The sequence below is a fragment of the Ningiella ruwaisensis genome (genome assembly GCF_004798935.1).
GTDB classification, from domain to species: Bacteria; Pseudomonadota; Gammaproteobacteria; order Enterobacterales; family Alteromonadaceae; genus Glaciecola; species Glaciecola ruwaisensis.
In genome coordinates, this window is the sequence record NZ_RAHT01000003.1 from 70,930 (window position 1) to 97,191 (window position 26,262).

The 26,262-nt window shown below is 45.3% G+C and carries 22 protein-coding genes; 18 read left to right on the top strand and 4 right to left on the bottom strand.

What is annotated here, in order from left to right; translation table 11 throughout:
- Positions 1-21: 21 nt before the first annotated feature.
- Together D6V41_RS06675 and D6V41_RS06680 are read left to right on the top strand one after the other, a co-directional pair.
- Positions 22-264 (top strand): type II toxin-antitoxin system ParD family antitoxin, encoded by a 243-nt coding sequence (locus D6V41_RS06675; protein ID WP_168710979.1) that lies wholly within the window; start codon positions 22-24, stop codon positions 262-264.
- Positions 264-560 (top strand): type II toxin-antitoxin system RelE/ParE family toxin, encoded by a 297-nt coding sequence (locus tag D6V41_RS06680; RefSeq protein WP_136250729.1) that lies wholly within the window; start codon positions 264-266, stop codon positions 558-560. Before D6V41_RS06675 ends, D6V41_RS06680 begins: the two co-directional genes overlap by 1 nt.
- Positions 561-865: 305 nt before the next feature.
- Here the strand turns inward: D6V41_RS06680 and D6V41_RS06685 are convergent, their stop codons facing one another.
- Positions 866-1,753, bottom strand: a complete 888-nt coding sequence (locus D6V41_RS06685; RefSeq protein ID WP_241664448.1) for a substrate-binding periplasmic protein — start codon at positions 1,751-1,753, stop codon at positions 866-868.
- A gap of 276 nt (positions 1,754-2,029) precedes the next feature.
- Between D6V41_RS06685 and D6V41_RS06690 the strand changes: the two genes are divergently transcribed.
- The gene (locus D6V41_RS06690) at positions 2,030-2,449 is read left to right on the top strand and encodes a GFA family protein (RefSeq protein WP_136250730.1); all 420 of its coding nucleotides are present in this window, start codon (positions 2,030-2,032) and stop codon (positions 2,447-2,449) included.
- Positions 2,450-2,457: 8 nt separating this feature from the next.
- On the opposite strand, the gene D6V41_RS06695 is transcribed toward D6V41_RS06690, so the two are convergent.
- The 3 genes from D6V41_RS06695 to D6V41_RS06705 all read right to left on the bottom strand — a co-directional run bounded on the left by D6V41_RS06695 (position 2,458) and on the right by D6V41_RS06705 (position 7,929).
- A complete protein-coding gene (locus D6V41_RS06695) occupies positions 2,458-3,984 on the bottom strand; it encodes a general secretion pathway protein GspF (protein ID WP_241664489.1) in 1,527 nt (508 codons plus the stop codon).
- A gap of 137 nt (positions 3,985-4,121) precedes the next feature.
- The gene (locus D6V41_RS06700) at positions 4,122-6,581 is read right to left on the bottom strand and encodes a LamG domain-containing protein (RefSeq protein ID WP_136250731.1); all 2,460 of its coding nucleotides are present in this window, start codon (positions 6,579-6,581) and stop codon (positions 4,122-4,124) included.
- Between the two features lies 1 nt (position 6,582).
- On the bottom strand, positions 6,583-7,929 hold the full coding sequence (locus D6V41_RS06705; protein ID WP_241664449.1) for a hypothetical protein: 1,347 nt from the start codon (positions 7,927-7,929) through the stop codon (positions 6,583-6,585).
- An 852-nt stretch (positions 7,930-8,781) separates the two neighbouring features.
- On the opposite strand from D6V41_RS06705, the gene D6V41_RS06710 reads away from it, so the two are divergent.
- From D6V41_RS06710 to D6V41_RS06780, 15 genes are all read left to right on the top strand, one after another.
- Complete coding sequence (locus D6V41_RS06710; RefSeq protein ID WP_136250732.1) at positions 8,782-11,562, top strand: HzsA-related protein; 2,781 nt, start codon at positions 8,782-8,784, stop codon at positions 11,560-11,562.
- A 5-nt stretch (positions 11,563-11,567) separates the two neighbouring features.
- Positions 11,568-12,347: an SH3 domain-containing protein gene (locus D6V41_RS06715; protein ID WP_136250733.1), complete on the top strand. Its 780-nt coding sequence runs from the start codon at positions 11,568-11,570 to the stop codon at positions 12,345-12,347.
- A 13-nt stretch (positions 12,348-12,360) separates the two neighbouring features.
- Entirely contained in the window at positions 12,361-13,044 is a 684-nt protein-coding gene (locus tag D6V41_RS06720; RefSeq protein WP_241664450.1) for an outer membrane beta-barrel domain-containing protein, read from the top strand.
- 16 nt (positions 13,045-13,060) lie between these two features.
- On the top strand, positions 13,061-13,651 hold the full coding sequence (locus tag D6V41_RS06725) for a TlpA disulfide reductase family protein (protein ID WP_136250734.1): 591 nt from the start codon (positions 13,061-13,063) through the stop codon (positions 13,649-13,651).
- Between the two features lie 4 nt (positions 13,652-13,655).
- Positions 13,656-13,961 (top strand): DUF4266 domain-containing protein, encoded by a 306-nt coding sequence (locus D6V41_RS06730; RefSeq protein WP_136250735.1) that lies wholly within the window; start codon positions 13,656-13,658, stop codon positions 13,959-13,961.
- Positions 13,897-15,135 carry a DUF3570 domain-containing protein gene (locus D6V41_RS06735; RefSeq protein ID WP_338324236.1) on the top strand — a complete coding sequence of 413 codons (1,239 nt, stop codon included), beginning with the start codon at positions 13,897-13,899 and terminating at the stop codon, positions 15,133-15,135. The genes D6V41_RS06730 and D6V41_RS06735 overlap by 65 nt, the downstream gene beginning before the upstream one ends.
- 58 nt (positions 15,136-15,193) lie before the next feature.
- Positions 15,194-15,739 carry a hypothetical protein gene (locus D6V41_RS06740; protein ID WP_136250736.1) on the top strand — a complete coding sequence of 182 codons (546 nt, stop codon included), beginning with the start codon at positions 15,194-15,196 and terminating at the stop codon, positions 15,737-15,739.
- Entirely contained in the window at positions 15,739-18,135 is a 2,397-nt protein-coding gene (locus tag D6V41_RS06745) for a tetratricopeptide repeat protein (protein WP_136250737.1), read from the top strand. The genes D6V41_RS06740 and D6V41_RS06745 overlap by 1 nt, the downstream gene beginning before the upstream one ends.
- Positions 18,135-21,845 (top strand): tetratricopeptide repeat protein, encoded by a 3,711-nt coding sequence (locus D6V41_RS06750; protein WP_136250738.1) that lies wholly within the window; start codon positions 18,135-18,137, stop codon positions 21,843-21,845. The genes D6V41_RS06745 and D6V41_RS06750 overlap by 1 nt, the downstream gene beginning before the upstream one ends.
- Positions 21,835-22,893, top strand: a complete 1,059-nt coding sequence (locus D6V41_RS06755; protein WP_136250739.1) for a tetratricopeptide repeat protein — start codon at positions 21,835-21,837, stop codon at positions 22,891-22,893. The genes D6V41_RS06750 and D6V41_RS06755 overlap by 11 nt, the downstream gene beginning before the upstream one ends.
- Entirely contained in the window at positions 22,886-23,197 is a 312-nt protein-coding gene (locus D6V41_RS06760; protein WP_136250740.1) for a hypothetical protein, read from the top strand. The genes D6V41_RS06755 and D6V41_RS06760 overlap by 8 nt, the downstream gene beginning before the upstream one ends.
- A gap of 194 nt (positions 23,198-23,391) precedes the next feature.
- Positions 23,392-24,057 carry a MotA/TolQ/ExbB proton channel family protein gene (locus D6V41_RS06765; RefSeq protein WP_136250741.1) on the top strand — a complete coding sequence of 222 codons (666 nt, stop codon included), beginning with the start codon at positions 23,392-23,394 and terminating at the stop codon, positions 24,055-24,057.
- Between the two features lie 5 nt (positions 24,058-24,062).
- Entirely contained in the window at positions 24,063-24,662 is a 600-nt protein-coding gene (locus D6V41_RS06770; protein ID WP_136250742.1) for an ExbD/TolR family protein, read from the top strand.
- The gene (locus tag D6V41_RS06775; protein ID WP_136250743.1) at positions 24,659-25,192 is read left to right on the top strand and encodes an ExbD/TolR family protein; all 534 of its coding nucleotides are present in this window, start codon (positions 24,659-24,661) and stop codon (positions 25,190-25,192) included. Before D6V41_RS06770 ends, D6V41_RS06775 begins: the two co-directional genes overlap by 4 nt.
- Positions 25,192-26,250 carry an AgmX/PglI C-terminal domain-containing protein gene (locus D6V41_RS06780; protein ID WP_136250744.1) on the top strand — a complete coding sequence of 353 codons (1,059 nt, stop codon included), beginning with the start codon at positions 25,192-25,194 and terminating at the stop codon, positions 26,248-26,250. Before D6V41_RS06775 ends, D6V41_RS06780 begins: the two co-directional genes overlap by 1 nt.
- Positions 26,251-26,262: the final 12 nt, after the last annotated feature.

Sequence of the window (26,262 nt, forward strand, 5' to 3'; positions counted from 1 at the left end):
ATTTCTTACGGTTTAGCATCTATGGCAAGAACAATTACATTTCAACCGAGCGCCAAAATGGGTAATTTCATTGAACAGATGGTTCAAACAGGTGATTATAATAACCAAAGCGAAGTTATTCGGGCGGCACTTCGGTTGCTTCAAGAACAGAGTGCATCTTCGAAACTCACTAGTCTTAGAAAGTTGATTGAAGAAGGTGATAACAGCCCTGACGAACTAGATTTTTCAATGGATTCTATAAAGAAGAAATTGGATAGCAGGTAGTGGCAAGATATAAGATATCAAAAGCCGCTGTAAATGATTTATACGAAATTGGTCTTTACACTGAAACCGAATGGGGAGTTGAGCAAAGAAATTTTTATCTCGACGAACTAGAAAGTCACTTCAACTATTTGGCGAATCATTCGAACGATTTGGCTGAGAAATCCAGAGATGACATCAAGCAAGGATGTTACTTTAGTTCTGTTCGAAAGCATGTTGTTGTATTTCGACGCTTATCATATGGAATTAGAATTGTCAGAGTCCTTCATCAAAGAATGGATTGTGGTCGTCACTTGTAACCTTTTGGAACTTCTTCTCTTTGTCTTACAGAGCCTGTTGGTACAATGATTCATAGCGTCCGAATTGACTTCAATTTTTACCTTCAGAATTTAGTTTTCCAACCAACTGCAGTTTTTTAATCTTGTCAGAAAAGTACGAGTCATAACCCTACATAATACAAATAGTCGAATTAATTATGTAAGCTTTCATCACAATTAGAAAAAGCTTGATTAAGTCTAAGACTGATAATGAGGAAGCAAAATAGGGCGCGCTTCCTCAGAAAATTGGTTACAAAAAATTTGTATCTATCTGAAAAACTCAGGCTTCATTTTCGATATTTGTCAATCATCATCTGATAATCTTCGGTTTGTTTAAAGTCGCGCAAGCGCTCGTTGAATGTTTCAACACGCGCCTTATCTACCGAGGCTTTACTAAACATAACGTAAATGTCGCCTGTTTCAATTTGATGTCCATGCACAACAATGTAATCGTTCATGGCCTTTCGCCTGAGCATAGAGGCGCCCACAAAGTTATCTTCAACAAAGGCATCTATGTCCATATCCAAGAGTCGTGCAATATTTAATTCACCCATTATGCTGAATACAAACTGGTCGCTGTAGGCAGGATCATCAAGCATCTCAGACATTTGGTCACCGTAAAAATAATCACTTACTACGCCTATTCGCTTACCTTCATCAATAAGCGCTTGTATATCAGCAAGTTCGGCAACTTCCTCATCATCTTTTCGTATATAAACAGCATATTCTTCTGTGCGATAAGGCTCACTAAAATAAGCAAATTCTTCTCGCGATTCAGTTTTCGATGCGCCAAGGAGCATGTCCACTTCACCATCTTGCAAGTCTTGAAGTAAACTTACCCAAGTGCCTTGAATATACTCAATATCACAGCCCATATCCTGTGTGACCTCATTGATAAGTTCAACGTCAAGTCCTCTCACCTGATCATCAACATCGACATACTGGTAAGGTGACCAAATATCAAAACCCAGTTTGAAACTGCATGAGGTGTCTTGATCTGAGCTGGCTAGCTCTTCTTTAGCCCCATCATCCATTTGATTTTGTGTTGGATCAGGTGCTTGAGCGCTTATTTCAGGTGCATCGGTGGTGTCTGCCGGTGCAGTTTGTCTTTGCTCTTGACTGCAAGACATGAGGGCAAAAGACAGAGCAAGAATCATATACATATATGCTTTCATAGCGTCGTCCTTTTAGATAGACAATAAAAGTCTCTGTCAGTGTAGGCCACTTTTTATATTATTACTAATTTGTGATTTTAATGTAAAAAAATTGTTTATTTCATGCTTTTCTGAGCATCGTTATGGACCTTATCTCGCAGCATTTAAATGTCATGCAACTAAAAATTCGAAGGCTTGCCTCCCTTCATCAAGCTTTTTCGTCTTTAGCCCAGTCTTCTGTCAGTGGTATCTTTACCAAGCGGTATATAGCGATATAACCAGAGAGGAGATTTATCGTTGATAAGCTATACGGGCGCTTGTCTTTGCAATCAAGTGGAATTACACGTTCATCTACCACAGGTGCTTTCAAACTATGCCCCAAGGGCATGTGATTGTGACTTCTGTCGCCAGAATGAGCTCACATACATTTCAGACCCAGAGGGTAAAATCCAGATCCAAAGCAGCATTAGCTTAAGGCATGAACGTCAAGGCTCTAATCAGGCAGAGTTTTTAAGTTGTCGTCACTGCGAGCAAACGGTAGCGGTGATGCTGCACCTTGACGAGCGACGAATTGGCGCGGTTAATGCACAGTGCCTACACAGCGCCGAGCAGTTTAAAGAACCGATTTTTGTATCGCCTAAAACATTTAGCGCTCAGGAGAAAACCAAGCGCTGGGAGCAACTTTGGTCACCCCTAACGCTTAATGAACCAGACTAGGACGTACCCTAGATTGTCCCATTTACTATCGGTGCGAATGCGGTAAGTGAATCCATTAAAGCTGCATTTCCCAAACCATTGTTTGGCATAACTTCATTCATCCTGCCTTGTTCTCCGTGAAGTGCAAGATAATTAAGTACTACGGTTTCTACTAGTAAGTTAACGTTGTTCGCTGCTGGTGTTGAAGCGGTTTCAACACTGCCGTCGCGACGCATGTAACCAATTTGCTGATGCATGGCTTGTTCGGTTTCGTTTGCGCCCAATAACTGCGGTGTGCCGTTGGGATTATAAACAAGGAAAAACGAACCTGCCGTGGAGGAGTTATCACCCGTCCATACCCCTTTTCCGCGACCGTCTACCGAATCATCAATCATCCCGTTACTAAACACCGAGCCATCACTCATTACATACATCATAAGCGGGACGCCCAAACGAGCCGCATATTCTAAACACGCGCCCATGCATCTTCCGGCGCGTAAATCGCGAACTTCACCTGTTGCGCGATTACCAACATGGTAATCGTAACCACCCATAGTAATGGTGCCTGCTCCGGCAAAGCCATTCATCACGAGTTTCATCACAGATGCGGTTTTTTGGAATTCTCTATCGGAAGCAAATTCTTCAGCTGAAAATATACCGCCCTCACCCACTATCATTGGATCAAGCTCAGGATTAAGCGTACTGGGATCACCAAAACGATCGGTTATATCTGCACTTTTCACATAGCCGCAGCGCACCAAATCTTTCACCACCTCATCGGTCGTAATTTGGGTATTTACACGATTGAGTTTCATATCAGAAATTCGCTGAATCGACTCCATCACCGCGACCGAATCTTCCTGGCTTAATAAACCCACTAAATCGCCTGTGTCGACAAGACCGGTTACATCAGAAGGTCTATCGACTTTTGTGGGGCGTTTTGACGGGTCAATCAAGGTTGCGGGTGCCATCGAGTTGCCACCTGAATCGGTGTTTCGAGAGCCAATTAAGGTAAGCAGTGAACCATCTGCTCCAGCTCGATTTATGCCATACATGGGATTATGCGGATTATTTCCTGTGTCATTTTCTGAGCGAGCAGGAATAACGGCACCGTTTACATTTGCACGATTGGTGACGTTCAATTTATCCTGAATGCCGCGCAAAAAAGCACTGTCTGCATGAAAAGCTAAGCCGAGTTCGGTATTGATAAAGTCAGACAGACCTGTATCAGGGTTAGCAATAGAGGGCAGCATATCGCCCGGTAGTCCTTGTCGGGAGTAACCTTGCGTACTTAAAAAATCCAGTTGCCCACCTCGACCGCCAACCAGTACATTAGAGCCTGCTATGTTAGCACCGCCTGCTAAATCAAATACAATAAAAGGGATTTTGCCAGCACCTTGCGTGGCTATTCCGCATCCAGCTTTTAGCGCTTCAAGGTCGGGCGATAAAGCAGCCATTGCTTTGCGAGGATTGGCAAAGAGTGATAGCACTGACGCACCCGCTAACACACCCGCGCCAGCGCAAAAACCCTGAGCGATAAAATCGCGTCGTGTCATTGGTTTTGAATGGTCATCATGCAACAAGACATCGTCTTTTCCATGTGCTTTATGAAGTGCACGGCTTATTTTTGTGCCTTTATGCGATTTAAAACTATATGTCGTTTTTTTCATGTTTCGACTTCCTATTGCATGTTCTATTGCATGACAAGCGCAGCACTGCCAATAATCGCGGCGCAGCTTGCTTTTACTACAGTTATACCGGTGTCAGACGAGCAAGAGTTTGTATTGCTACAGGCACTTAATCTATCAATGAGACTGCTGATTTCCGAATACACTTCTGCGCTGTCTGGTTGCGTACTGATGTTAGTACCTAAGACTTTCTGGTTAAGTGGATTAATAATCGCGTTTCTTGTCGCGGTATTAAAGCCTGCATTTGCATCAACTGAAAAATCTAAGTCGGGGAAAAACTGAGCGCGTAAGCTCGTATCTTCCACTAATGCATCACAATATTTGATAGCCAGTTGGGTAATGGCCATTTGATTGGCGGTCACAAAGCTATCGAGATTTGGCACACTTGGCAATTGCTGCCGCAGTTGTGTAAAGGTAGCTCTAACCCCGGGCTCATTAATGCTGACGCCGGTAATGGCCGACATGCTCGCGTTAATTTCTTCAAAATTGCGAACGCCTATCGCGGCCTGTTCGGGTAAGTCTTGTGGCAGTGCAGGCACAGGAGCTTGTGCCGGTGTTCGCACAGAAGTCGCATCGCCAAGCACTTCAAAAGTAAGGAAAAATTCGTCCAGCTCTGGCCCTTTTTGTACGGGAATAATGGTACCCTGGCGCGAAATAGGCTTGCCACCCAATTCATTGCCAGAATTTGCGTCAATCACCGTATTCAACGTCGCAAACACTTGGCCTGTTTTTTCTTCCCGTCCGTTTATACCCAGGCGCATACCGACTAATTCGATTCCGTCCAGATTAGCACCCTCTTGCAAACTCACTAAGAAAGGTTCGCTGAACAAATAACTGTAGGTATCAAACTGACTGGCTTCAAATACAACGTAGGTATCTTCGATGTTAACGATATCGCCGATGCCAAACATCAAATAGAATTTTTGTCCGATACCTGCATCAAAGTTGCTGCTAATTTGTTCTGGCGTTAAAACGCGATTATGAATCGCAACCATTCTCACGGTGCCAGCAAAAGGAAACCTGCCGCTTACTTCACTGCCAATCACAAAGGCAAAACTGTCGTCCCAATCATTAAGAAGCGACGCTTCGATGGCATCTGTATCTTGTGTATCCTCGCCATTGACGTAAATTTTTCGTGCGCCACTTCCATCGTAATTAATAACAACGTGTTGTAGTGCTGCCTGCAAATCTTCATCAGCGTCAGCCGTACTCAAACTCGGTTCACCATTGCTGTCGGTGTTTTCGTTTCTTAACAGGAAGTCGTAGTTATATAAGGTTTGTCCAAGCATAAAGTTACGACTGTCGTCACCACCAGAATATGAAATGATGCGTGCAGGGCCTTCCTGAGTCACGTTTGCAGGCGCAATCCAGGCTTCAACTGAAAATTCCCCCGTGGATACAATAAGATCATGCAGCTTTTTACTGTTGCCGGTGCTGCCTTGTGCCTTACCGCCATTTAACTGAATTCCCCAGCCGCCAACCCAGTTGTAATCACCCGAGAGCGTTAAATCAAGCGCCGGAGAAACGCCGCTAGTGTCAAAAGCAGTATTGCCAAAGCCGGTTTTAAACTCCCATTTGGCAATCAGATTTGATTCAAAGCGTCCGCCACCACTGGCAAGCGTCCCTTCAAACAAAGTCACGGCATTCGATGCCACCAGATTGCTATCAAGTTCTGTTAAATCAATAGCATTGGCCATGGCAGTGATTGCATCGGTCAAGGCTTGCGCATCCGAGGCGCAATCTCCGCTCCAGCAGTTATGAAACTCATCGCGCACACGAGCCACTATCCGGCTATCGCGAGGCACATCCAAATTCAGTTTAGAAATAGAGGCCAGATAAGCCTCGGTCACATCAGACGAGCCGATATACGGAGAGATGGGAATAGCGGCGCTAGACTGGTGACACTCACTGCAATAGGTTTCAAGCAGAGGATAGACGTTTGATTCAAATAAATCAGGCGATGCAGGAAAGTTTTTATTTGCCCCTACGGTTCTGGCGACTGGTGCTTCAAGCGTTATTGCAGTAGCAGATTCATCTGTATCTAACCAGGCTTCAACCCAGGTTGTCATTAAATCAGCACAGGCCTGGTTACTGCTTAGCCAACAGTTGTGTCCACCGGCAACCTTGGTAATAAGCAATGACTCTGCGATATTGCCTTGATTTATCAAAGTATTGGTGACGGCATAGGCTTCATTAATATCGTCATTACGGGCGAACGGAGGCGACTGCTCACCCTGGATATGACAGGCTCCGCACTTATCTTTTGTGGCAAGATTATCCCACACATTGACTTTAAAATTTTGCACGTCGGTAGTGGCCGCCGCCGGACCATTGTAATTATTTACGGGTTCAGAGCTTGTGGGTGGCGCGGGCATTTCCTGCACTTGCGTGTCACTTCCGCCGCCGCATGCGCTTAACAAAATACTCAAGCCTGCAAGAAGAACACAATAATTAAAGACTTTCATATTATTCTCCTGCGCAGTAGCTTGCGCTTTGCGCAAAGGCGGTTTTAATATTGTAGCCATCGCTCTTAAAAGCAGATGTAATGGCGGATATCGCACTTCGATCATCAGCATCCTGAGGTGAACGTAGACACACGTTTTCAAAAACTTTGCTAACCTGACAGCTTGCAAACTTCTCGCTATTTGCAAGCTCTTCTCCCATGCTTTTTGCACCATAGCCAAAACCGCTTAGCTGCTCTGACCAACCCAGCGTCTGATTAATGCCCTCACGCCAATAGTTATCCCATCGGTCGTCTTCGATAATAAAGCCAAAGGGAAAGTTATTTGCATTGATTCGGTGTTTGGCAGTTACGCGAGAGTTGGTTTGAGGATCTAATTCTCCAGCGCTGTTGTAAGTGATTTGTCCGTTTTCACCTTCTGGATCAGCCTCAACATTGTATTCGTATTCGTAGTAAGCAAAAGCTTGGGCTAGCGGGTCCATACCGTTGTGACAACCGGTGCATGAATTGGCAAAAATGCGGCTATCGCCACCCGGACTTCGGCTTAGATCCTGACGAATTCTGTCTGGTGGTAAGCTGGTATCTTTTAAAGCTTCCAAGTCGGTACATAAATGATTCATTAAGGTAAAGCGAAGCATCGCGCGATTCGTGCCATCTTTAAAAAATGATTTGGCTGCACCGCGCGTGGTCATGATGCCAGCTGTGGCATCGCTGGGTAAGCCGGTGATGGCCGATTGTGTGCTTCTTACTAAAGCAGTAGACAGGTCAACGCCGTTATTTTCTAATGTCTCGTAATGCGCGTTGTTTGAGGTACTGTAAGCGGGAATACCAGACACACCTTGCGCCGTGTAAAGAATATCCCCGCTTAGTACAAGTCGAAAATCAACATTGTCTCGCGCCATACCAATTACCGTTGCCGTATAGTCATTTAAAGGCGCAAAAATGTCCGCCTCTTCGTTTGTCCATGGGGTCACCCAGTTTTTAAGCGTGACGTTATAAAAGTTAGGATTTTCCATGGCTATATAGGCTGCGGCATTCGGGTCGCCTGCATCAATGAGCGTGGCCATCTCTTCCAATGTACTTTGAGAGCCAGGTACACCGGCCAGACGATCGTGCATGCGTTTGGCTTGAGATAAAGAGTCTGCCATAGATGGATGAGAAAGTACGAGCAAACACGTAAGGCCGATGACCTTAAAACGCGATATCCTAATTTGTGATGCTCTGATAATTTTCCTAAGCATTAAATGAATTTGCTTTGCTGTGCATTTCGCATCTTGTAATAGCGTGCATTTCGCACTTGGCTCGCAAATTTGCCAGGCCCGGGCAAACTTTAATGTGCGAAATCGATACATAACACTACTCCTGTTTCGCGTTGATGTTTATTTATACTGTGAGTTCAAATCAATTTAGTTATATGCTGCAAGAGGCGGGTGTCGTTTCTCATAACATTGGTTCAAGCTTTTTTTGCGCTTAGCACTCGATAGCACTATTTCTAGCCCATTTCATAAAAGCCTTACAAAATGCGTGCCGTGTTGAACAAGAGACTGGCATAAACCCTATTCTGCCTTTCTTTTATATTGTATTGCTTTTTACACCTAAGTCGCTGCTTGGCATCTGAGCCTAAATAATGCGTGTTTAAAAATTAATTGGCCAATCATTTTGTCGCAAATTGTCTACAAGCTGTTTTTGCTAAACCGGCAGATTAGAGCCCATTTAATTAGAAAGTATATTAAAAACATATGCTTAAATATTCTATTTCTTTTCTTTTTTATAAGAACTGTTTTGTAACGCGGATTATTTGTAAATAAATTGTTAGTTTTAATTGCTATAACAACTTTATTTTTATTACTTTTTATATCTAAGCATTGTTGCTTTTTCATGCATCTATCGTTTGTATTTTTATACTTATTTAATTTCATGCGCATATATAGAACGGTGCATTGCCAGAATAATATGAGGCTGTCAGTCTAAGCCGCTAAAATTATCTAAAGAAGCATAATTCAGTAGATATTTCGGTTTAGAACAAAATAGTCTGTGAATCGCGACACTAGAACACTTCCCAAGAATGCCGTTAAGCTTTCGGGTTGAAAAGTAGGTGCGATTCTTGCTGATTTGATTGGAAATTTTGGATAGCAGTCGGTTTAGCGATAATTTTGACGCTTCATTTTCTATCAAATATTCGCACCAAGTGAAGTAGGTAATGCATGAACAAAGCGGGCAAAGGTAGTTTACTCATTCTGGTCACTATTTCGTCGATATGCTTATCGGCATGCGGTGGTTCGGTGATTATTAATGATGAGCAAGAGCCAGATCCGGTGGTAATCGATGTGCCTATCGCCTTTGTAGAACGAGATCTGAGCCTGTCAGAGGGCGAACCTCTGCGCGACCTGAGTCAACCTTCTCAGTTTATACCAGGCGCTTCACTTCTTATTAAAGCCCGTGCAAATGCTTCTGCTCAAGAAAGCGACTTAACACCACGATTGCTTCAGTTAATGCTGGGCGAAGATGCACAAATCCCGGAATTTAATGACGAAAGCTCAATTGAAGAGCGCCTTGCTTTTGCAATAGATATAAAAGATTTAGAAAGTGACTACAGCGGTGAGCGGATAATTTTTGCCGCAAGAGCACCGGAATTAGAGGGAATGGATGAGCCGCCTTCCTGGAACATCTACGAATATGACCGAAGTAACGACGAGCTAAGACGAATCATTGCTTCAGATATTGTAGCCGAGGCAGGCGATGACACAGGTCCCGTGTATTTAGCCGATGGCAGAATTGTTTTTAGTTCCACTCGTCAGCGAGGTAATCAGGCGCGTTTACTTGATGAAGGAAAACCGCAGTATGCAGGGCTGGAAGAAGGCTTAGATGTCCACGCTTCAGTCTTGCATATTATGAATAACGATGGCTCTGGTATTGTGCAGATATCCTTTAATCAAAGCCACGACCTTGACCCCATTATTCTGCCAAATGGAAAGATACTGTTTAGTCGTTGGGATCAAATGGAGGGTGACAAAGGATTAAATCTCTATCAAATGAACGCAGATGGTAGCGATTTAACTTTAATGTATGGACGCCACAGTCACGATTCGGTAGAAGGCTTATCTGATACGCAGTTTAGTAAAGCTAGCGTCACTCCACAGGGACAGGTTTTATTAGGTATAAATTCCTTTGATGATCCCCTTTTTGGCACAAACTACGTGAGTATTAATATCAATGAGTATATTGATAATACGACACCAATTGCCGAGCTTGCCGGTCAGAGCGGTCCAGCACAACAAAGCGTGCTGTTCGATAACATCAATTTTACTCAGGACCTTTCTCCACAGGGTTACATCAATGCCTTATATCCATTGTGGGACGGAAGCGGCCGGATAATATTTAGCTGGTCGCAGTGTCGGCTTTTTCAGCCTCTATCAGAAGAGCAAGCCGAAAATCCGCCACCGGATGAAGAGCGCACCATCGCACCGTGCTCTGAAGAAAACTTGGCAGATGAAAGCTTTGAACAAGCCCCACCTGCTTACGGCCTGTGGATGTACGACCCAGCTGCCGACGGGGGAGCGAATGATGCGGATGGCTCACAAGAAGGTCAAGCGCAAGAAACCCAGCTTCCTTTAAATATTCCGCAGCTAGACTCAGTGGTAAGCGAAGTGGTTGCGCTTGAATCTCGTCCTTTCCCGGCGAATCCTGAAACGACCATAGATATAGATAACCCGTCTTTGATTGACGAGGCCTACGGCGTACTGCATATCCAAAGTGTGTATGATGTAGATGGTGTCGATACCAGTGAATTCGGACTTGCTAATATGAGCGACCCAACTCAGGTAAGTGCACAGCAACGTCCGGCTCGCTTTTTACGAGTGGTAAAATCCGTTTCTATTCCTGACGAAGACGTGCTTGAATTCGACAATAGCGCCTTTGGCCGCTCTCGCAATCAGCTTATGCGAGAGGTAGTAGGATACACCCCTATTCAACCTGACGGCTCGGTAGAAGTTGCTATTCCGGCGAATGTCCCCTTTGCTATTAGTGTAGTTAATGCACAAGGTAAACGTATTTCTTCGCGTCATAATAACTGGCTTCAGTTAATGCCGGGAGAGCAAAAAACCTGCATCGGTTGTCATACGCAAGACAGCGCAGCACCTCATGGTCGTATTGATGCCCAGCCGCCTTCTGTAAATGCAGGCGCCCCAAGCACCGGCCTGCCTTTTCCTAATACAAATCCCGCGCTTTTTGCTGATTTAGGTGAGACCATGGCACAAACAGTCACGCGGGTGCTTGGCTTACCCAGGCTCAGTGCAGATATTGAGTACGAAGACATTTGGACTAACCCCGATTTACAAAGCCCAAGCCAAAGTTTTACCTACGCGTATGCGGATTTACAAACGCCCTTACCCATTAGTCAGGCCTGCGCGCAAACCTGGACGGCAATCTGTCGAAGTGTTATCAACTTTCCTGATCATATTGCGCCTATTTTCGAGGTAGACAGGTCCACGCGTGATGAATTAAATAACATCATTGCCGATAACACATGTATAGCCTGTCATAGCCCAAGTGACTCAGATGAAATGTTACGTGTTCCTCTTGCCCAGCTCGACTTATCGGCCACGCCATCAACAGATGATCCAGACGTGTTGACCAGTTATCGCGAACTCATGTTTAACGACAACGCGCAAGAGATTGTAGATGGGGCGTTATTGGACCGATTGGAGCCAGTGCTTGACGCAAATGGCGATCCCGTCTTTGCAAGAGATGAAGAAGGCGAATTGATTTTAGATGCACAAGGCAATCCAATCCCGCTCACGCAAACGGTCAATGTGCAAAGCAGTATGAGCGTTGTGGGCGCGTTGGCGAGCAATCGTTTTTTTGCGCCCTTTGAAGGCGGTTCGCATCAGGGAATGTTAAGTGAGGCCGAGCTTAGACTTATTGCCGAATGGCTGGATGTAGGCGGGCAGTATTATAACAATCCTTTTGATGCTCCAGAGGATTAAGCCAAATGAAGCGTCCTTTCTATATCAATCAAATAATCAAAGCTGCACGGTTTGTAATGCTGTGTCTGAGCGCTTTAGCTTGTTTAAGCGTGTACGCAGATGAAGTAGACGTTACCGTCAAAAGCCCCTTTATCAACGTGCATAGTGGTCCGGCGAGTGAATACCCGGTTTTTCATGTAATAGAACAAAACGAGCGCATCACAATTTTAAAATCTCGCACTGCCTGGTACAAAATACGCGCAACGCGCAACACGCAAGTGATTGAGGGATGGATAAGCATCGATTCCCTGCAGGCAACGGTGCTCGATGATGGCGCGCCAGTATCTGCATCCTCTGGAAGCTTTGAAGATTACTTACAAAGAGATGTTGAACTCACGCTCATGGGAGGCGCGCTTGATAATATTACCGCTATGACGGCAAGCGCGACATGGGTATGGACCAAGAATTTGAGCGTAGACGCCAGCTATACCCAGGCTTTAGGCGATTTTTCTGATAATAAAATCTGGTCTGTTCGCATGCGTCACACTTTTTTCCCTCAGTGGCGAGTGAGTCCTTATTTGGCGCTTGGCACTGGAGAAATCCGCACGCAGCCAAGATCAAATCTTGTGCAAAGCGGCGATGAAGTCAGAAAATCCAACCACTATGAAGTCGGTATCGGTGTACGTTACTACTTGGCACGCAGTGTGCTGGTAAAAGCCGAATACAGAGGACTTCTTGCGCTTACCGACCGGGATGAACAAGAGCGATTGGACCAATGGTTAATTGGCGCAAGCGTTTTTTTCTAATAGGAAACGAATTTTGAAACAGACTCAAACACTACTCACAAGCTTTAGCTGCAGTATCGTGCCGTTCACTGTCATGTGCACTGTCATTTTCACGCTGTTTTATTCAATGAGTGCGGTGGGCATGCAGCAATCATCCGAGGTGCAAGCGCCTGATATTGACCCGAATGTTGAGCGCCGTGATATTGACGAATTTGATATTGATTCGGAAAACATTGAAATAGGCGCTTTTGTTGGATTTATCTCCATTGAAGATTTTGAATCTGACGTGGTATACGGGGCGCGACTTGCCTACCACGTCAATGAGCATTTATTTATAGAGGCAAGCTACGGACAAGCAAGCGCAGGCGAAACCAGTTTTGAAACGCTATCGGGCGGCGCGCCTTTTTTAACCGAAGATGAGCGCGATTACCGATATTACGATATATCTGCCGGATACAATTTTAATGGCGAGCTGTTTATCACCGACTCGCTTGTATTTAACACCGACTTTTATCTGACTCTTGGTGCGGGCAATACCGAATTCGGAGGAGATGAGCGTTTCACCCTATCTGCGGGGGCGGGCTATCGTTTACTTGTTACAGATTATCTATCGGTACGATTAGATGTACGTGATCATGTTTTCAAGAGCGATATTATCGGCACTGAAAAGAATGTGCATAACTTAAGTTATACGCTTTCAACCACTTTCTTTTTCTAGCGCCTGGAGTTATAGAATGAAACAACGTTTACTTACTTTTCCCTCATTATCGTTATTAAGGCTTAAAAGCACTTGTAGTGTTTTAGGCAAAGCGGCAAGACCGGCCGCTACTTTTGCGCTAACTTTTGCGCTTTTGCTTCCTAATTTACTGTTTATCAATTCAGCGGCGGTGGCAGCCTCACCGAGCACCGAGCTTGCCCCTGATTTCACCTTAAAAAGCAAAGAAAGCGGCAATATTCGTCTTTCAGAACAGCGTGGCAATATTGTATTAGTGAATTTTTGGGCCTCATGGTGTGGACCTTGCCGAGAAGAATTACCGGCGATGGAAGCCTTGTACCAGGAATATGCGGATTTGGGCTTTGAGATTTTAGCTGTCAATGTCGATGATGAAGCAAGTAAAGCCGACGTATTACTGAATGATATTGAGGTGAGCTTTCCTGTGCTTTATGACACGCAAGGCGAAGTGAGTAAGTTGTACGATGTGAACGCCATGCCTACCACGGTTATTGTGGATCGCGATGGAAATCAGCGCTTACTGCATATGGGCTATCGCAGCGGCGATGAGAAAAAATACGAGAAAGCCATCAAATTATTGATGCGGGAGTAAAGCAATGAAACTTACAAATAGCCCTCAAATACGCAAAGTGCAGACGATAGCGAAGGCTTCTCTGCTTATCGCGCTAGTTTCATTAGGCGGATGTGCGTCCACTTTTGGGGACGGACAGGAGGGTTTTGACCTGGCAAATTTTAAGCTGGAGCCATGGGTTAAACCTTATGAGCGAAGCAATCTGGCAGACCCTATCATGAGCGTCAATCGCAATCCGATAGCGCTCGCCTATGCCAAGCATGTCAATGAATCACGAGAAGGCGCACGCGGCGCTGACGGCGGAGCTGGTGGCGGTTGTGGCTGTAACTGATTTGACGATTTCACGCGTGCTGAGAAGGCAGAGCAAACAGGGCCTTATGCTGGCCTTTTTACTGCTCTGTTTGAGTTTTATGTGCTTTTCATTCAGTGTCAGTGCGGCCGTGTTACCGCAAGATCGTTCCGACGTGATGTATCATCGCTACGAAGGCGATGGCGTGACGATTGACGGCCCATCGGTTTTATTGAGAAAGCAAATTGGTAATCATGTCTCTGTTTCTGCCAATTATTATGTGGATACTGTCTCAGGCGCTTCTATTGATGTGCGAGCGACGGCTTCTCCTTATACTGAACAGCGCAGAGAAACCACAGTAGGCACTGATTTTCTTCACGAGAAAACCCTATTGAGCCTAAGCTATACTAATTCCAGTGAAAATGATTTTGAAGCCAACTCTGTTTATGTAGGCGTATCGCAGGACTTTTTTGGCGACCTGTCGACCATTTCACTTTCTTATGCAAAAGGCTGGGACGAAGTGGGTCGTCGAGGCGATGAAAACTTTCTAGAAGAAGCTGACAGACAAAAGTTTGGCTTTGCCTGGACGCAAGTACTCACAAAAAGCTTAATAATGGGTTTCAATGCAGAGCATATTTCTGATGAGGGCTATTTAAATAATCCTTATCGCTTTTATCGTTATCGGGACAACGACTCGGCAAGAGGATACAGCACAGCGACGGAACTATATCCTCAAACGCGCTCTTCAAATGCCTATTCATTGAACGCTAATTATTATCTTCCCTATCGGGCAGCTATTTATGCAGACGCACGGATTTATTCCGATTCCTGGGGGATAGACGCAAGCAACGCGCGACTTGGGTATCTGCATCCCTACAATGGCTTTTTACTCGATATTTTTGTGCGCTACTACTCACAAGAAAAAGCTGATTTTTATCAGGATCTCTTCGACCGGCCCAATCAATTTAATTTTATGGCGCGTGATAAAGAAATGAGCACCTATAGCGGGTTAACCGTTGGAATAGGCTTAAGTTATGAATGGGAATTTTCCCAAACGGCGATGATAAAGAAAAGCAGTATTCATTTTGAATACGATTATATGAATTTTGACTACGAAGATTTTAGAGATGCAACCGCTGATGCGCCGGTGGGAGAAGAGCCACTGTTTGGCTTTTCCGCTAGCGTCATCAAGCTTTATGGCTCGATTTTTTATTAGAGCGTGTTCATTCGAGGCGTTTTACAAAGTCTTCGGGCTTATTTCACAGGTTATAAACATGAAAATACGTGCAGTCTTTTACTTTTTAATTTTTCTGGCATACAGCGAATGCGGCATGGCTCAGACGGATATTTCAGGCGAGCCTCAATCGCAAAATAGCCAAAGCGAACTCGCTAAAGAAATTGAGAGTTTGCGACAAGCGATGGTGAATTTAAATCGCGACCTGTTTATTTTAGAAGAAGACTTGCTCTTCCCGTCATCGACGCAAGTCGCCATTTATCTTTCGATGGATGTGGGTGAATACTTCGCTTTAGACTCGGTGGAGCTTAAGCTAAATGGTGAAGTAAGTACGCATTACTTATACACAGAGCGGCAGGTAGATGCCCTCTATCGTGGCGGTGTACAGCGCCTGCACGTAGACAATCTTGGGCAAGGCCAGCACGAGCTCACCGCATTTTTTATTGGGACCGGACCAGAGCAGCGTGAATACAAACGCGGTGTGACCATCAATTTTGAAAAAGACGATGAGCCCGTTGCCATCGAGTTAAGCGTGGTAGATTCCACATCAAAACAGCAACCTGTATTTTCGGCAAAAACCTTGTGATGAAAAAGTTTCCAAGCTTAATGCTTGCATTCGTTTTAAGCAGTATGACGATAGCGGCGTACGCTCAGGAGTCGTGGTATGACCGCGCAGTACGGGTGTTTGGGCTGGACAAAGAGGTATCGCAAGACGGGCAAACAGATCCGAAAAATGCCCCAGACATCAGTAACGATGTCGTAACTGACAAGTCTGCACAAGACGCGCCTGAATTAACAACGCAATACACACAGGCTAAGCAAATTGCCGATTATCAACACGTGCTTTACGCCTATTTTCAGCAGCAATATGATGAGGTGCTGATGCTCATCGCGCGAGGTGACAAGCGACACGGGTTTATGCAGTTATCAATTGATGATTCAGATCGGCTTCGTTTAATGCAAGGTGCTGCCCAACTTAACCTGGGTTTATATAAAAGTTCACAAACGCTCTTTTTAGGACTCTTATCGCGCACAAGCTCGCCCTATGTGCAAGCCAACACCTGGTACTGGTTAGCAAAAGCAGGCTTTGACAATCAGCAGTTTTACCTGGCGCAACGCGCCTTTGCCGCCATCGAACAAGATGAGCTCGCTTCATACATCAGCGATGCGCAAATGCAGGAGCTTATTTATTTAAATACCTATATTTTGATGATGCAGAATAAAGATTTTGCTTCAATGCTAAGCCGTTTAGATGAGGCTGAAATTTATCCCGCTTACGTTTACGCCAATTTAGGTACACTAGCTTTTAACCAGGCCCTGGACCGAGCAGTGAGTCAGTCATCAAGTCAGGTGTCTGCTCAGGTATCAGCTCAGGTATCAAGTAAGGAACACCTTGCGCAAGCGGTTGATTTCTTTGTAAAGGCGAAACAAGCGCTACTGACCCACCAGCGTATTCAAAACGCCTGGTACACAAAAGCCGCCACTGCAGGTAAACGCCTTATTCAATTTGACTGGTTCAGTCTGGATATTATTAAGCCCTGGACCTGGTTTTCAAGTGATGAAAATAGCCATGCGCAAGGTAAGCTGGCTGAAGCACAAAGCCGGGCCTTAATAGATGAACAAAATGCCCTTTTTGACAGGATTAACCTTGGCTTAGCGTATACCTTACTCCAGCAGCAAGATGACGAAAACGCGCTTGCCGTAATCAATACGGTTTCTAGTGAGGGGGGTGAGGCTGGACAGGCATTACTGAGCGCAGGCTGGGCACTAGCGAAGCAAAATCGCTGGTTACAGGCAATAAAGGTTTGGGAACACTTGCAATCTCAATCTAAGGGACTCTATTCCCTGCAGGCGAGTTATGGCGTTGCCTATGCGCTTGGGCAGCAGGGAAAATTGGGAGAAGCATTTTACGCTTTAGATGATACCAGTCGTCAAATTACCACGAATCTTGCCGAATTATCTGCATTTTCAATGGCCGTCGAACAGAATGATTTTTTTGATGCTTATCAAAAAAACGACGCTTTGTTTTCTGATTGGCCCGAGCCTTTGCTTGATATTAAACGCTTATTCTTTGCCAATCACCCGGATATAGATACTCGATATTTGTTAGAAATGCGTGCCTCTGCCAAGCAAATGCTTAACAATCTAGCAGATAAGGAAAAAAAGATTGCGACACTCGCTCAAATGCTTGATGTCAGAAAAGCACGATTCGCTCAGCGTCAGGCTTCACTGGATTTACAAAAGGCACAGGCATCGATTGCAAGCGCCAAAGAACAATTACTTCAAATCCAAACGCAGCTAGAGCGTGCTTTTGTTGATACTTTAATTGATGAAGACGAGGCGAGCAAAGGTGCAAATTCACAAGCAAGGTTAAACAATGGCGCGGCACTGTCAGAACTAGATAAACGAATGGCAAGTCCTGAATATTTAGCCCATTTAACGCGCCTTGAGCAGGCGCAGGCAAGACTGAGCAGACTCTTAAATGAACAGTCACGTAACCCAGAGCAGAAACGCCCGATAAAACCAAGTTACGCTGAACGCTTGGCACGTATCCAAGGCATAATTTATTTTGAAATGAGCAAAGACAAGATTGCCCAAACCTGGGCACATAAGCAGCAGTTAAAAGATGCTAAACAGGCAGTAGAAAATGCGCAGCTTCAATTAGACGCGCTACTACGTCGCCAGCAAGACGCTAACTTATTTACTAGCCAGCAAATGCGTTTGGACGCACTTAATACTCGTTTAATGTCTCAGCGCGATGCCGCGCTTGTGCTGTATAACAAGGCAGATAAGGCATTGCGGACGCATCTATTAGATATTGTTGATACGCGCATGGCCCAGTTAGCTGAACAGGAAGTCAATACGCGCTTAGCCAAATTACGCTTACAAGACTTAGTTGCCGATTCTGATATGGCTGATTCTGATATACCCGAACTTAATAAAAACAGTGACGCTCAAGTAAATAGCGGAGGTTTGCATTAATGCTTCCTTCATCTCTTTGTGTAGCGCGTGTACCAAAATCATATCGAAAAGCCCCTAAAGGCATGACCAAGCTTGCGTTAGCGGTAAGTCTAGGCTTATCGCTTACCTTTATGGGTGGATGTTCTGCTTTATCTGGCTCTGGCATGACAGGCCTGTTCGGTGGTCAAAGCAATCAGGCAGAAGAAAATACGCTTCGCCTTGATGAGATTCAGCGAGAAGAGCGTGAGCGTTTAACCCGAGGAAAAAGCGAGCGCCCCAGCTTAAAAAGCTTAGGCCTAATGCCAGAAGGCAGAGATATAGTTACAGATGAACTCAGTAACGAAGCAGACGATCAAAGCGCTCTCTCAAATGACGGTGTTAATCCCTCTGCTTTTAAGCCTACTCCTGTAGAAATTCCTCGTTTGAGTCTTGAGCAAAAGCGCGACGAGTATGCAGCGCTTCTGCCGTTGATTAAAGATGAAAAACAACGAAAGCAAGTACAGTTTCGACTGGCTGATATTAATATGTTGCTTGCTGAGCAAGCCCTGGAGCGGGGTGATACGCCAAGCGAATTCAATTCTGATCAATCATCTGCTGAGGCTATCACTCAACTTGACTCGTCGGCGGGTTCATCGGTGTTTGACACGGCTATTGCCGCTTATTTGAAAATTTTGAATGAAAATCAAGTGCAAGTCCCTGATCAACAGACGCAAACGCTCAGCGATGAGCAGCAAGCACTTAATCGAAAACTCATGGATACACATTATCAATTGGCGCGAGCGCTTGATTTAGCGGGTAAAAAGTCACAAAGCGTAGACCTTGCCAAAGCTTTTATTGCGAGTTTTTCGCCCGAATATTTTGATATTAGTCCGCAACATATTGAGATGTATTTTCGAATAGGCGAGTATTATTTTAATCGTCAGCAATACGCTCAAGCGTCGCAATATTATCAAAAGGTAGTCGCACAGCGGCCTTATTCGGCAGATGCTTCGCAAATCGTCAGTAATGCTAATGGTGCTGATTTTTACGGTATATCTGCCTACATGCTAGGTTGGAGCGAGTTTAAGCAAGATAAATATGACAGTGCGCTCGTTGCCTTCAACACCATGCTCGCGCATACCTTACTGAAGCCTGAGCAAGTGCCTTCTGGATCAGACAGCTTATCAATAGATCAGTCTCTTGCTCCTTCAATCGTTGCGAGTAAGCGTGCATCTGCGAATCGCATAGCATCGCAAACCATAGACGAGCTTGAGCTATCCAAGGGCGAAATGCGTTTAGTGAAGGATAGTTTGCGCATCATGGCTTTGACGTTTTCCTACCAGGGTAATGCGCAGGCAATCGCAGCATTTTTTGAAGCCCAAGGCAGTCAAGCTTACGAACATCTTGTTTACGAGGAGTTAGCCCAACAGTACTTGGATGATGACCGTTATCAGGATAGTGCAAACGCGCTCATAGCCTTTTCAACGCGCTATCCAAGTCATCCAAGAGCGGTAGAGTTCTATATCAGACACATCGATGCCTATATATTAGGAGATTTCCCTGCAAAAGTGCTACTGGCCAAGCAAAGCTTTGTTGAAAGTTATTCTATTGGAAACGGCGTGGTTAGCAGTTTACAAACGCCTATCGGTCAGGATGCAGCGCCTTACTTGCGCACCTATTTGCAAGAATTGGCGCAAACGGAACATAGTATTGCACAAGGCATTGAAAGTATTTTACAGGCAAGAGCCACCCATTCTTCGTCAAGTTCAGCGCCAAATTCAGCTATGGATCAGTCGACGGATAATTCTGCGGCGAGTAACTTTTCAAAAGCCTTTGCCAGCAACAATTTAAGTCAGAGTCAGCGCAATACACTTAGTACGGCCAGTGATACCGATTTGGCGAGTCTGAGAGTGGAAGCCTACCGTCAAGCCATCGATTATTATGAGAACTTTATTCGCAGTTTTAGCGATGATCCCAGCGTAGCGGAACGCAGGTTTTATTTGGCCGAGGCTTATTTAGCTCTGGAAGAATATGCAAGCGCCATCGATGCATTTGAAACCTATGCTTATTTGGATTCACCCAACCCGATGGCGGTTGAAGCTGCCTATGCTGCGCTTTTGGCTTACGAAGAAGTGGCTTATGAGAACGTAGCTAATGAACAGGCATTTTTACCGCAGAGTGAGGCGACAAACGACAAGCGTGACAACGAACAAAGCTTGCAATTTGCTTTACGCGCACAAGCGAGTCAAATCCGTTTTGTTGAAACTTTTGCCAAAGACAGACGAGCGCCAAATATTGCCTTGAGACTGATGCAAAACCTGTTTGCTGTGAAAGACTACAGCCAGGCCAAGCAATGGGCCACTTGGCTAATGACGGTAGCACCGAGTATGCATACTCCGGAGCCTAATCGACAGCGTTCGGCGCGTTTAGTGATGGCGCACAGCGATTTTGAATTGCAAAACTATGCTCAGGCCGAAACGCACTACCGAGCGCTTTTAAGCGATGTCAGGCAAAATCCGGTCAGCTATTCGCAAACGCAAGGCATGCCCAATGAAGCTGCACTTACTGACCGACTTGCCGCAAGTTTATATAAGCAGGCAGAGAGCTTGCTAGCCTCTGTGGATTTAAGTCCTCAAGCCCTCTCCGCACGAGCCCAAAGCCAGGCCCAAAGCCAGACTATCCTTGTTAGCGCGAGTGCTAGAGTGCCGGTGGAGCAAGCCATAGGATTCTTTCAACAGATTTTGACAGACGCAGCCACTTCAAGCTTTGCGCTTGCTGCGCAGTACGATAGCGCGACTTACTATGCTTTACTGGAGCAGTGGCCTCAGGCAATACAAACCTATAAAGCGTTTGCAACGAGCTATCCAGACCATCCCCTTGCCCAAAATATCGATGCGCAGCTTCTTTATGCCTATCAGCAAACTGAAAACTGGCCGGAGGCAGCCGAGATTTATTTTAATCAATATTTAACGTTCAAAGACGCGTCAGAGCAACTTGAAATGTCTGATGCGAAGGAGAAAGCCAGAGAGGCACTTTATACTGCCGCTACACTTTTCGATAAAGCCAAAATGCGCGATAAAGCCTTATCAAGCTTTAGAACTTATGCTCACAGCTACCCTGAGCCCATGGATTTAGCAAATGAAGCACGCTATCGCATGAGTGAGTTTTATGTGGAATCCAATGAGCCCAGCAAACGCCGTTTTTGGCTAAATAAACTGATGCAAGCGCAATTAGCCATGACATCAAACTCACCGGCAAGCGCAGGCACGCCACGTTCTCGCTACCTGGCGGCCATGTCTGCCATGGTTTTTGCAAAAGACGCTGATTATGTGTTTCGTAATATAAAACTGACCTTGCCTATTGCCCAAAGCTTGGCGAAAAAACAAGATGCCCTGAATAAAGCTATTGAGGCCTACGATCTAGTGATGTCCTTTGCGGTAGCGCAATACAGTACCGAGGCCAATTACCAGTTGGCGAACTTGTATATGCAATTAGCCGACGACCTGATGGCCTCAGAGCGCCCGGATGATTTAAGTGAGCTTGAGTTAAGTCAATACGATATTTTACTGGAAGAGCAAGCTTATCCATTTGAAGAAACGGCAATTAGCTTGCATGAGAACAATATCGCTCGCACGCAATCTGGCGTATTTGATCGCTACGTTCAACAGAGTTTTGTTGCTTTGGCGTCCACCATGCCTGCCCGTTATAACAAACCAGAAATTCGTTCGGAGATAAGTGCTGATGAACTGTAGATCTCAATTATCCAGCGCTAAACATAGAGCCTGCGCTTTGCAAACCAAGCGCGCCGGAACATCCTCATTATCTTTGGTGTTTTTAAAAGTGGTAACGAAGTTTGCAACAATGCTTGCAATGATGATTACGATAATGCTTGGCGGCTGCGTCAGTACCTTTGAATCTCCTTTTACAAACACTGATGAGGCTCAAGAGCAAAGTGCCAAGCAAGACCAAAACCAAGACCAAAAGCAAGCGCAAACCAATCCACAAAACAATAAAATATCTGAGCTGCAGACAGCTGACTCACCTGAACTTATGCATGCACGTCAATTGCGCGTTGCCCCGGTAGCCTACCCACAAAACAGGCGAAGCAACAGCTTTAGGCAGCGTGCTTTATTGCTGGAAGCACTTGAAGCTTATCAGCAGAGCGATTTCACATTAGCCAGTACTTTAATTGAGAAAGCCGAGAATGATGCAAACAATACGGGGGGTACACTTAACAGTGCGGCCTATGTGTTGAAGGGAGATGTTTTAAAAGCGGAGACGCTACAAGCGCTGAAGGCGGATACCTCGGCTGGAAACGCAGTATCAAACCCAGACGGCAACAACCCGCTTGGCTTACAACAAGCGCTTAAAGCATATGAAAAGGCCTTAAGCATTAATCCAGATAATTATCGCGCTGCCAATCGCGCTGCCATGCTGCATCGAGAATTTGGCCAGTTTGAGCAGTCGCTTGAGCGATATAATCAAGCACTTCGCGCGAATCCTGCGCATGCCCCATCGTATCGAAACAGAGCGGTACTGAATGACCTCTATATTGGCAATAAGGCGGCGGCTTATGAAGACTATCAAATCTATACCCAACTATTGCTGCTTGAACAAGAACGCGCAAGCGCTGCTGGCTCTGCAACTGATAAAAGCAACGAAAATATTCAAAACAGCGCCATTATTAGCGAGCTTAACAAAGAAATAAAACTGGCAGAGCGCTGGTTAATGGACCTTGAAAGGCAGATTCAAGCGCTGGCAAGAAATAGCAATTCACAAAGGAGTGATTCGGATGATTAAACTGCCATTAAATGTCACTTTCTTCGCGCTTTTGCTGTGTCTGTCGACCTCAGTCTTTGCGCAAAGCTCAGAGGAGATTTTGCGACTGGAAGACACCATACGAGGGAATAAAGAACAACCTCAGGTATTTACCATTGTACCTTGGCAGTTGCCATCGCATCAGCGCATTGACGAAACGCGCGCATGGCAACCCGTGATTGATAAGTTAGCTCCTATTGAAAGGAGCCGATTTTTAAAGGATTTGAGTGTGATTGCTAACGCAAGGTCTGATGGGACGAACCTCGATGAAGGGGATAAAAAGTAAAATAGTACGACGGTGTTATAAAGCGCGACAGGTGCTTAGGTATGTAATTTACATACCCTTCATCAAGCGCCATACACAATAGCGCTAAAGCTCGATTATATTGCATTGAAAGATTTAAAACTGTCTCGTTAATAGCGAGTTTTTTACGCCAAAAAACTTATACCCAGTAAATTTAACCAAGTTGGAGCGATATCATGGATATCATTGATACCATAGCAAGATTTTTCCAGGAAGGCGGTTCGTTTATGTTGCCTATCGCCATTGTGCTAGCCCTTGGAATAGCCATTACCATTGAGCGATATATTTTTCTCCTGTCAGCAAGACGCACCAACAAAAATGCGTTTAACGAGATTGAGCCTTTATTATCGCGTCAGCAATTCGACAAAATTGTGAATATCACGCAGGCCAGCAAAGCGCCTATTTCACGTGTGATTGGTGCGGGCATTGCACGTCTGACCGTAAGCCCTCGACGTGAAGATATTGAATACGCGATGGAAGAAGGCTTAATGGAAACGGTACCTCGCCTTGAAAAGCGCACCAACTATTTAGGTACATTGGCTAACATTGCCACCTTACTGGGATTGTTAGGTACCATTATCGGACTGATTGCCGCGTTTTCTGCGGTGGCCAACGCCGACCCTTCTGAAAAAGCCAGTCTTTTATCGCAGTCTATTTCAGTGGCCATGAATACAACCGCTTTTGGCTTGATTTCGGCCATTCCACTACTGGGATTTCATGCACTTTTACAAACAAAAACCACCGAAATTATCGACAGTATGGAGATGGCCGGTGTGAAATGTTTAAACACGCTTATCGCACTTGAAAGTTTGTCGCCTAAAACACGCGTAAGCGACGAGTAAGTCCAATGATTGCGAATCGTCGAGCGCGGGTGAAAAAAGAAGACGCTGATCTCGATATCACTTCTTTTATGAATCTGATGATTGTACTGGTACCAGTGCTGCTGATGATGATGGTGTTTTCGCGTATCACCGTTGTTGAGCTCAACCTGCCAGGGCTTGCAGGACAAACTAATAGTGAAGCGATTGAGCGTGAAGTGCTTGAAGTGCAAGTCACCGACAGCGGATTGGAAGTTTACTTTCCGCAGACCTATTTAGTGACGCAAATTCCCATGATAGAGGTAGTAGATGATCAAAGCACCACTGTAGGTAGCGGACAAATTATGCATGACTATGCCTCATTGCAAACGACCTTAAAGCAAATCAAACAAACCTTATTGGGCAAAGGCGTTGATAAAAAAGACATCACGCTATTAATGCAAAAAGATACTGACTACCAAACCATTATTTCATTAATTGACGCTACGCGTTCTTACAAAGACGTTGTGGCTGCCTCAGTGGTCGATGCTGAGTTGTTCCCCGAAGTATCACTTGCCGATGCCCCGGTTTCCATCAGCAAGGCAAGCAATGCGACAATGGGCGAAAATTCAACGGGAGGTTCGCAATGAAGCAATCAATGCGCGCCAAACGCATGGCAAGACATCACAAGCGAAATCAAGGTAAATCAAAGCTAAGCTTGGTGTCTTTAATGGATATTTTCACGATTTTGGTATTTTTCCTGATGCTTAATGCCTCAGACGTGCAGGTTTTACAGTCAAGCGACCGGGTGACATTGCCAGAATCAAGTGCTGACTCTCCGGCTAAAGAAACCCTCTTGTTGATGGTGACCAAAGATCAGGTATTACTGCAAGGCAAGCCTTTAAGTCAAACACAAGCTTTGCTTGATAATGAGTCGACAGCTGTCAATGCACTTAAAGCCGAACTGGATTACCACAGCAATCGCAAAGTTGATTTAAGTGAAGAAGAAAAACAGGCGCAATCTATCACCATTATGGGTGATGCAAGCACACCATACGCCGTGCTTAAACAAATTATGCAAGCCTGCGCTGCACAAGGTTATACCAATATTGCTCTGGCGGTTGAAAATAAGCAGGACAACGGCAGTGCCCTGACTGCTTCTGCTGGAGGGATGAAGTAATGAGCCCTTCTAATTTAGCCAGTTTATCGGCTCAGGCAAGTGCTGCCGCTCAGGCAAATCAATCGGTAACGGGACAGTTTTACTTTCCTAGCCAATTGCCATGGATAAGCGCCGAGCAGGAAAATGCGAGATTTTTCAAAATTTCTGCAGTGATTTTGATTATGACGCTCCTATTGGCGCTTTATGTAAGCTTTAAAGAGGTACCCGAATTGCCTCGCGCCCAGCAAGAAAAATTACCGCCGCAGCTTGCAAAAATAATACAGGCGAAAACACCGCCTCCTCCACCGCCACAACCCGAGCCAGAACCGATTGAGGAAGTGCTTCCTGAGCCTGAACCCGTTGAAATAGAAAAACCAGAGCCGGTGCTTGAAGCCATTGAGACGCCGCCCGATGAGCCTGTAGTTGTTCAAAAAGAAGAGCCTAAAATCAGCGAAGAAGAAAAGGTGAACAAAGCCCGGGAAACGGCAAAAAGCAAAGGCGTATTGGCATTTCAGGATCAGCTTGCAAGCATGCGTCAGCAAGCCAATCTTTCAAATCTGGCACAAACGAACTTGACCCAAGGTGGCGGCGAATCATCGCTTACACAGCGTAATGTTATTGCAGCACAAACGCTTGCAAGTAGCGGCGGGATTGAGACCAGTAATCTATCGAGTGATGTTGGTGCGGCGGGAGAGCTGGAAGGTCGTCGTAACACTGAGTTTGTTGCTGCAAGCGAGGGAGAAGCCGCACTTGCAACAAAACGCATTGAACGTGAGTCTCAGGTGATAGGCAGTCGGGATTTGGACCAAATTCGCCAGACTTTGGACGCCAACAAAGGCGCAGTGTATTCACTTTATCGTCGAGCCTTAAGAGAAGATCCATCGATAGAGGGAAAACTTACCGTTAAACTGGTCATTGCTCCGAATGGTTCGCTTACCGCAGTCACGCTAATTGACTCTGAGCTTGAGGCGCCAGAGCTGGTTGAAAAACTGCTTGCGCGGATCAGTCTCATTAATTTTGGTGCGCAAAACGTAACGCAAACCGAGCTGGAATACGCATTTAACTTTTTACCATTTTAGCTCACTGGTTGC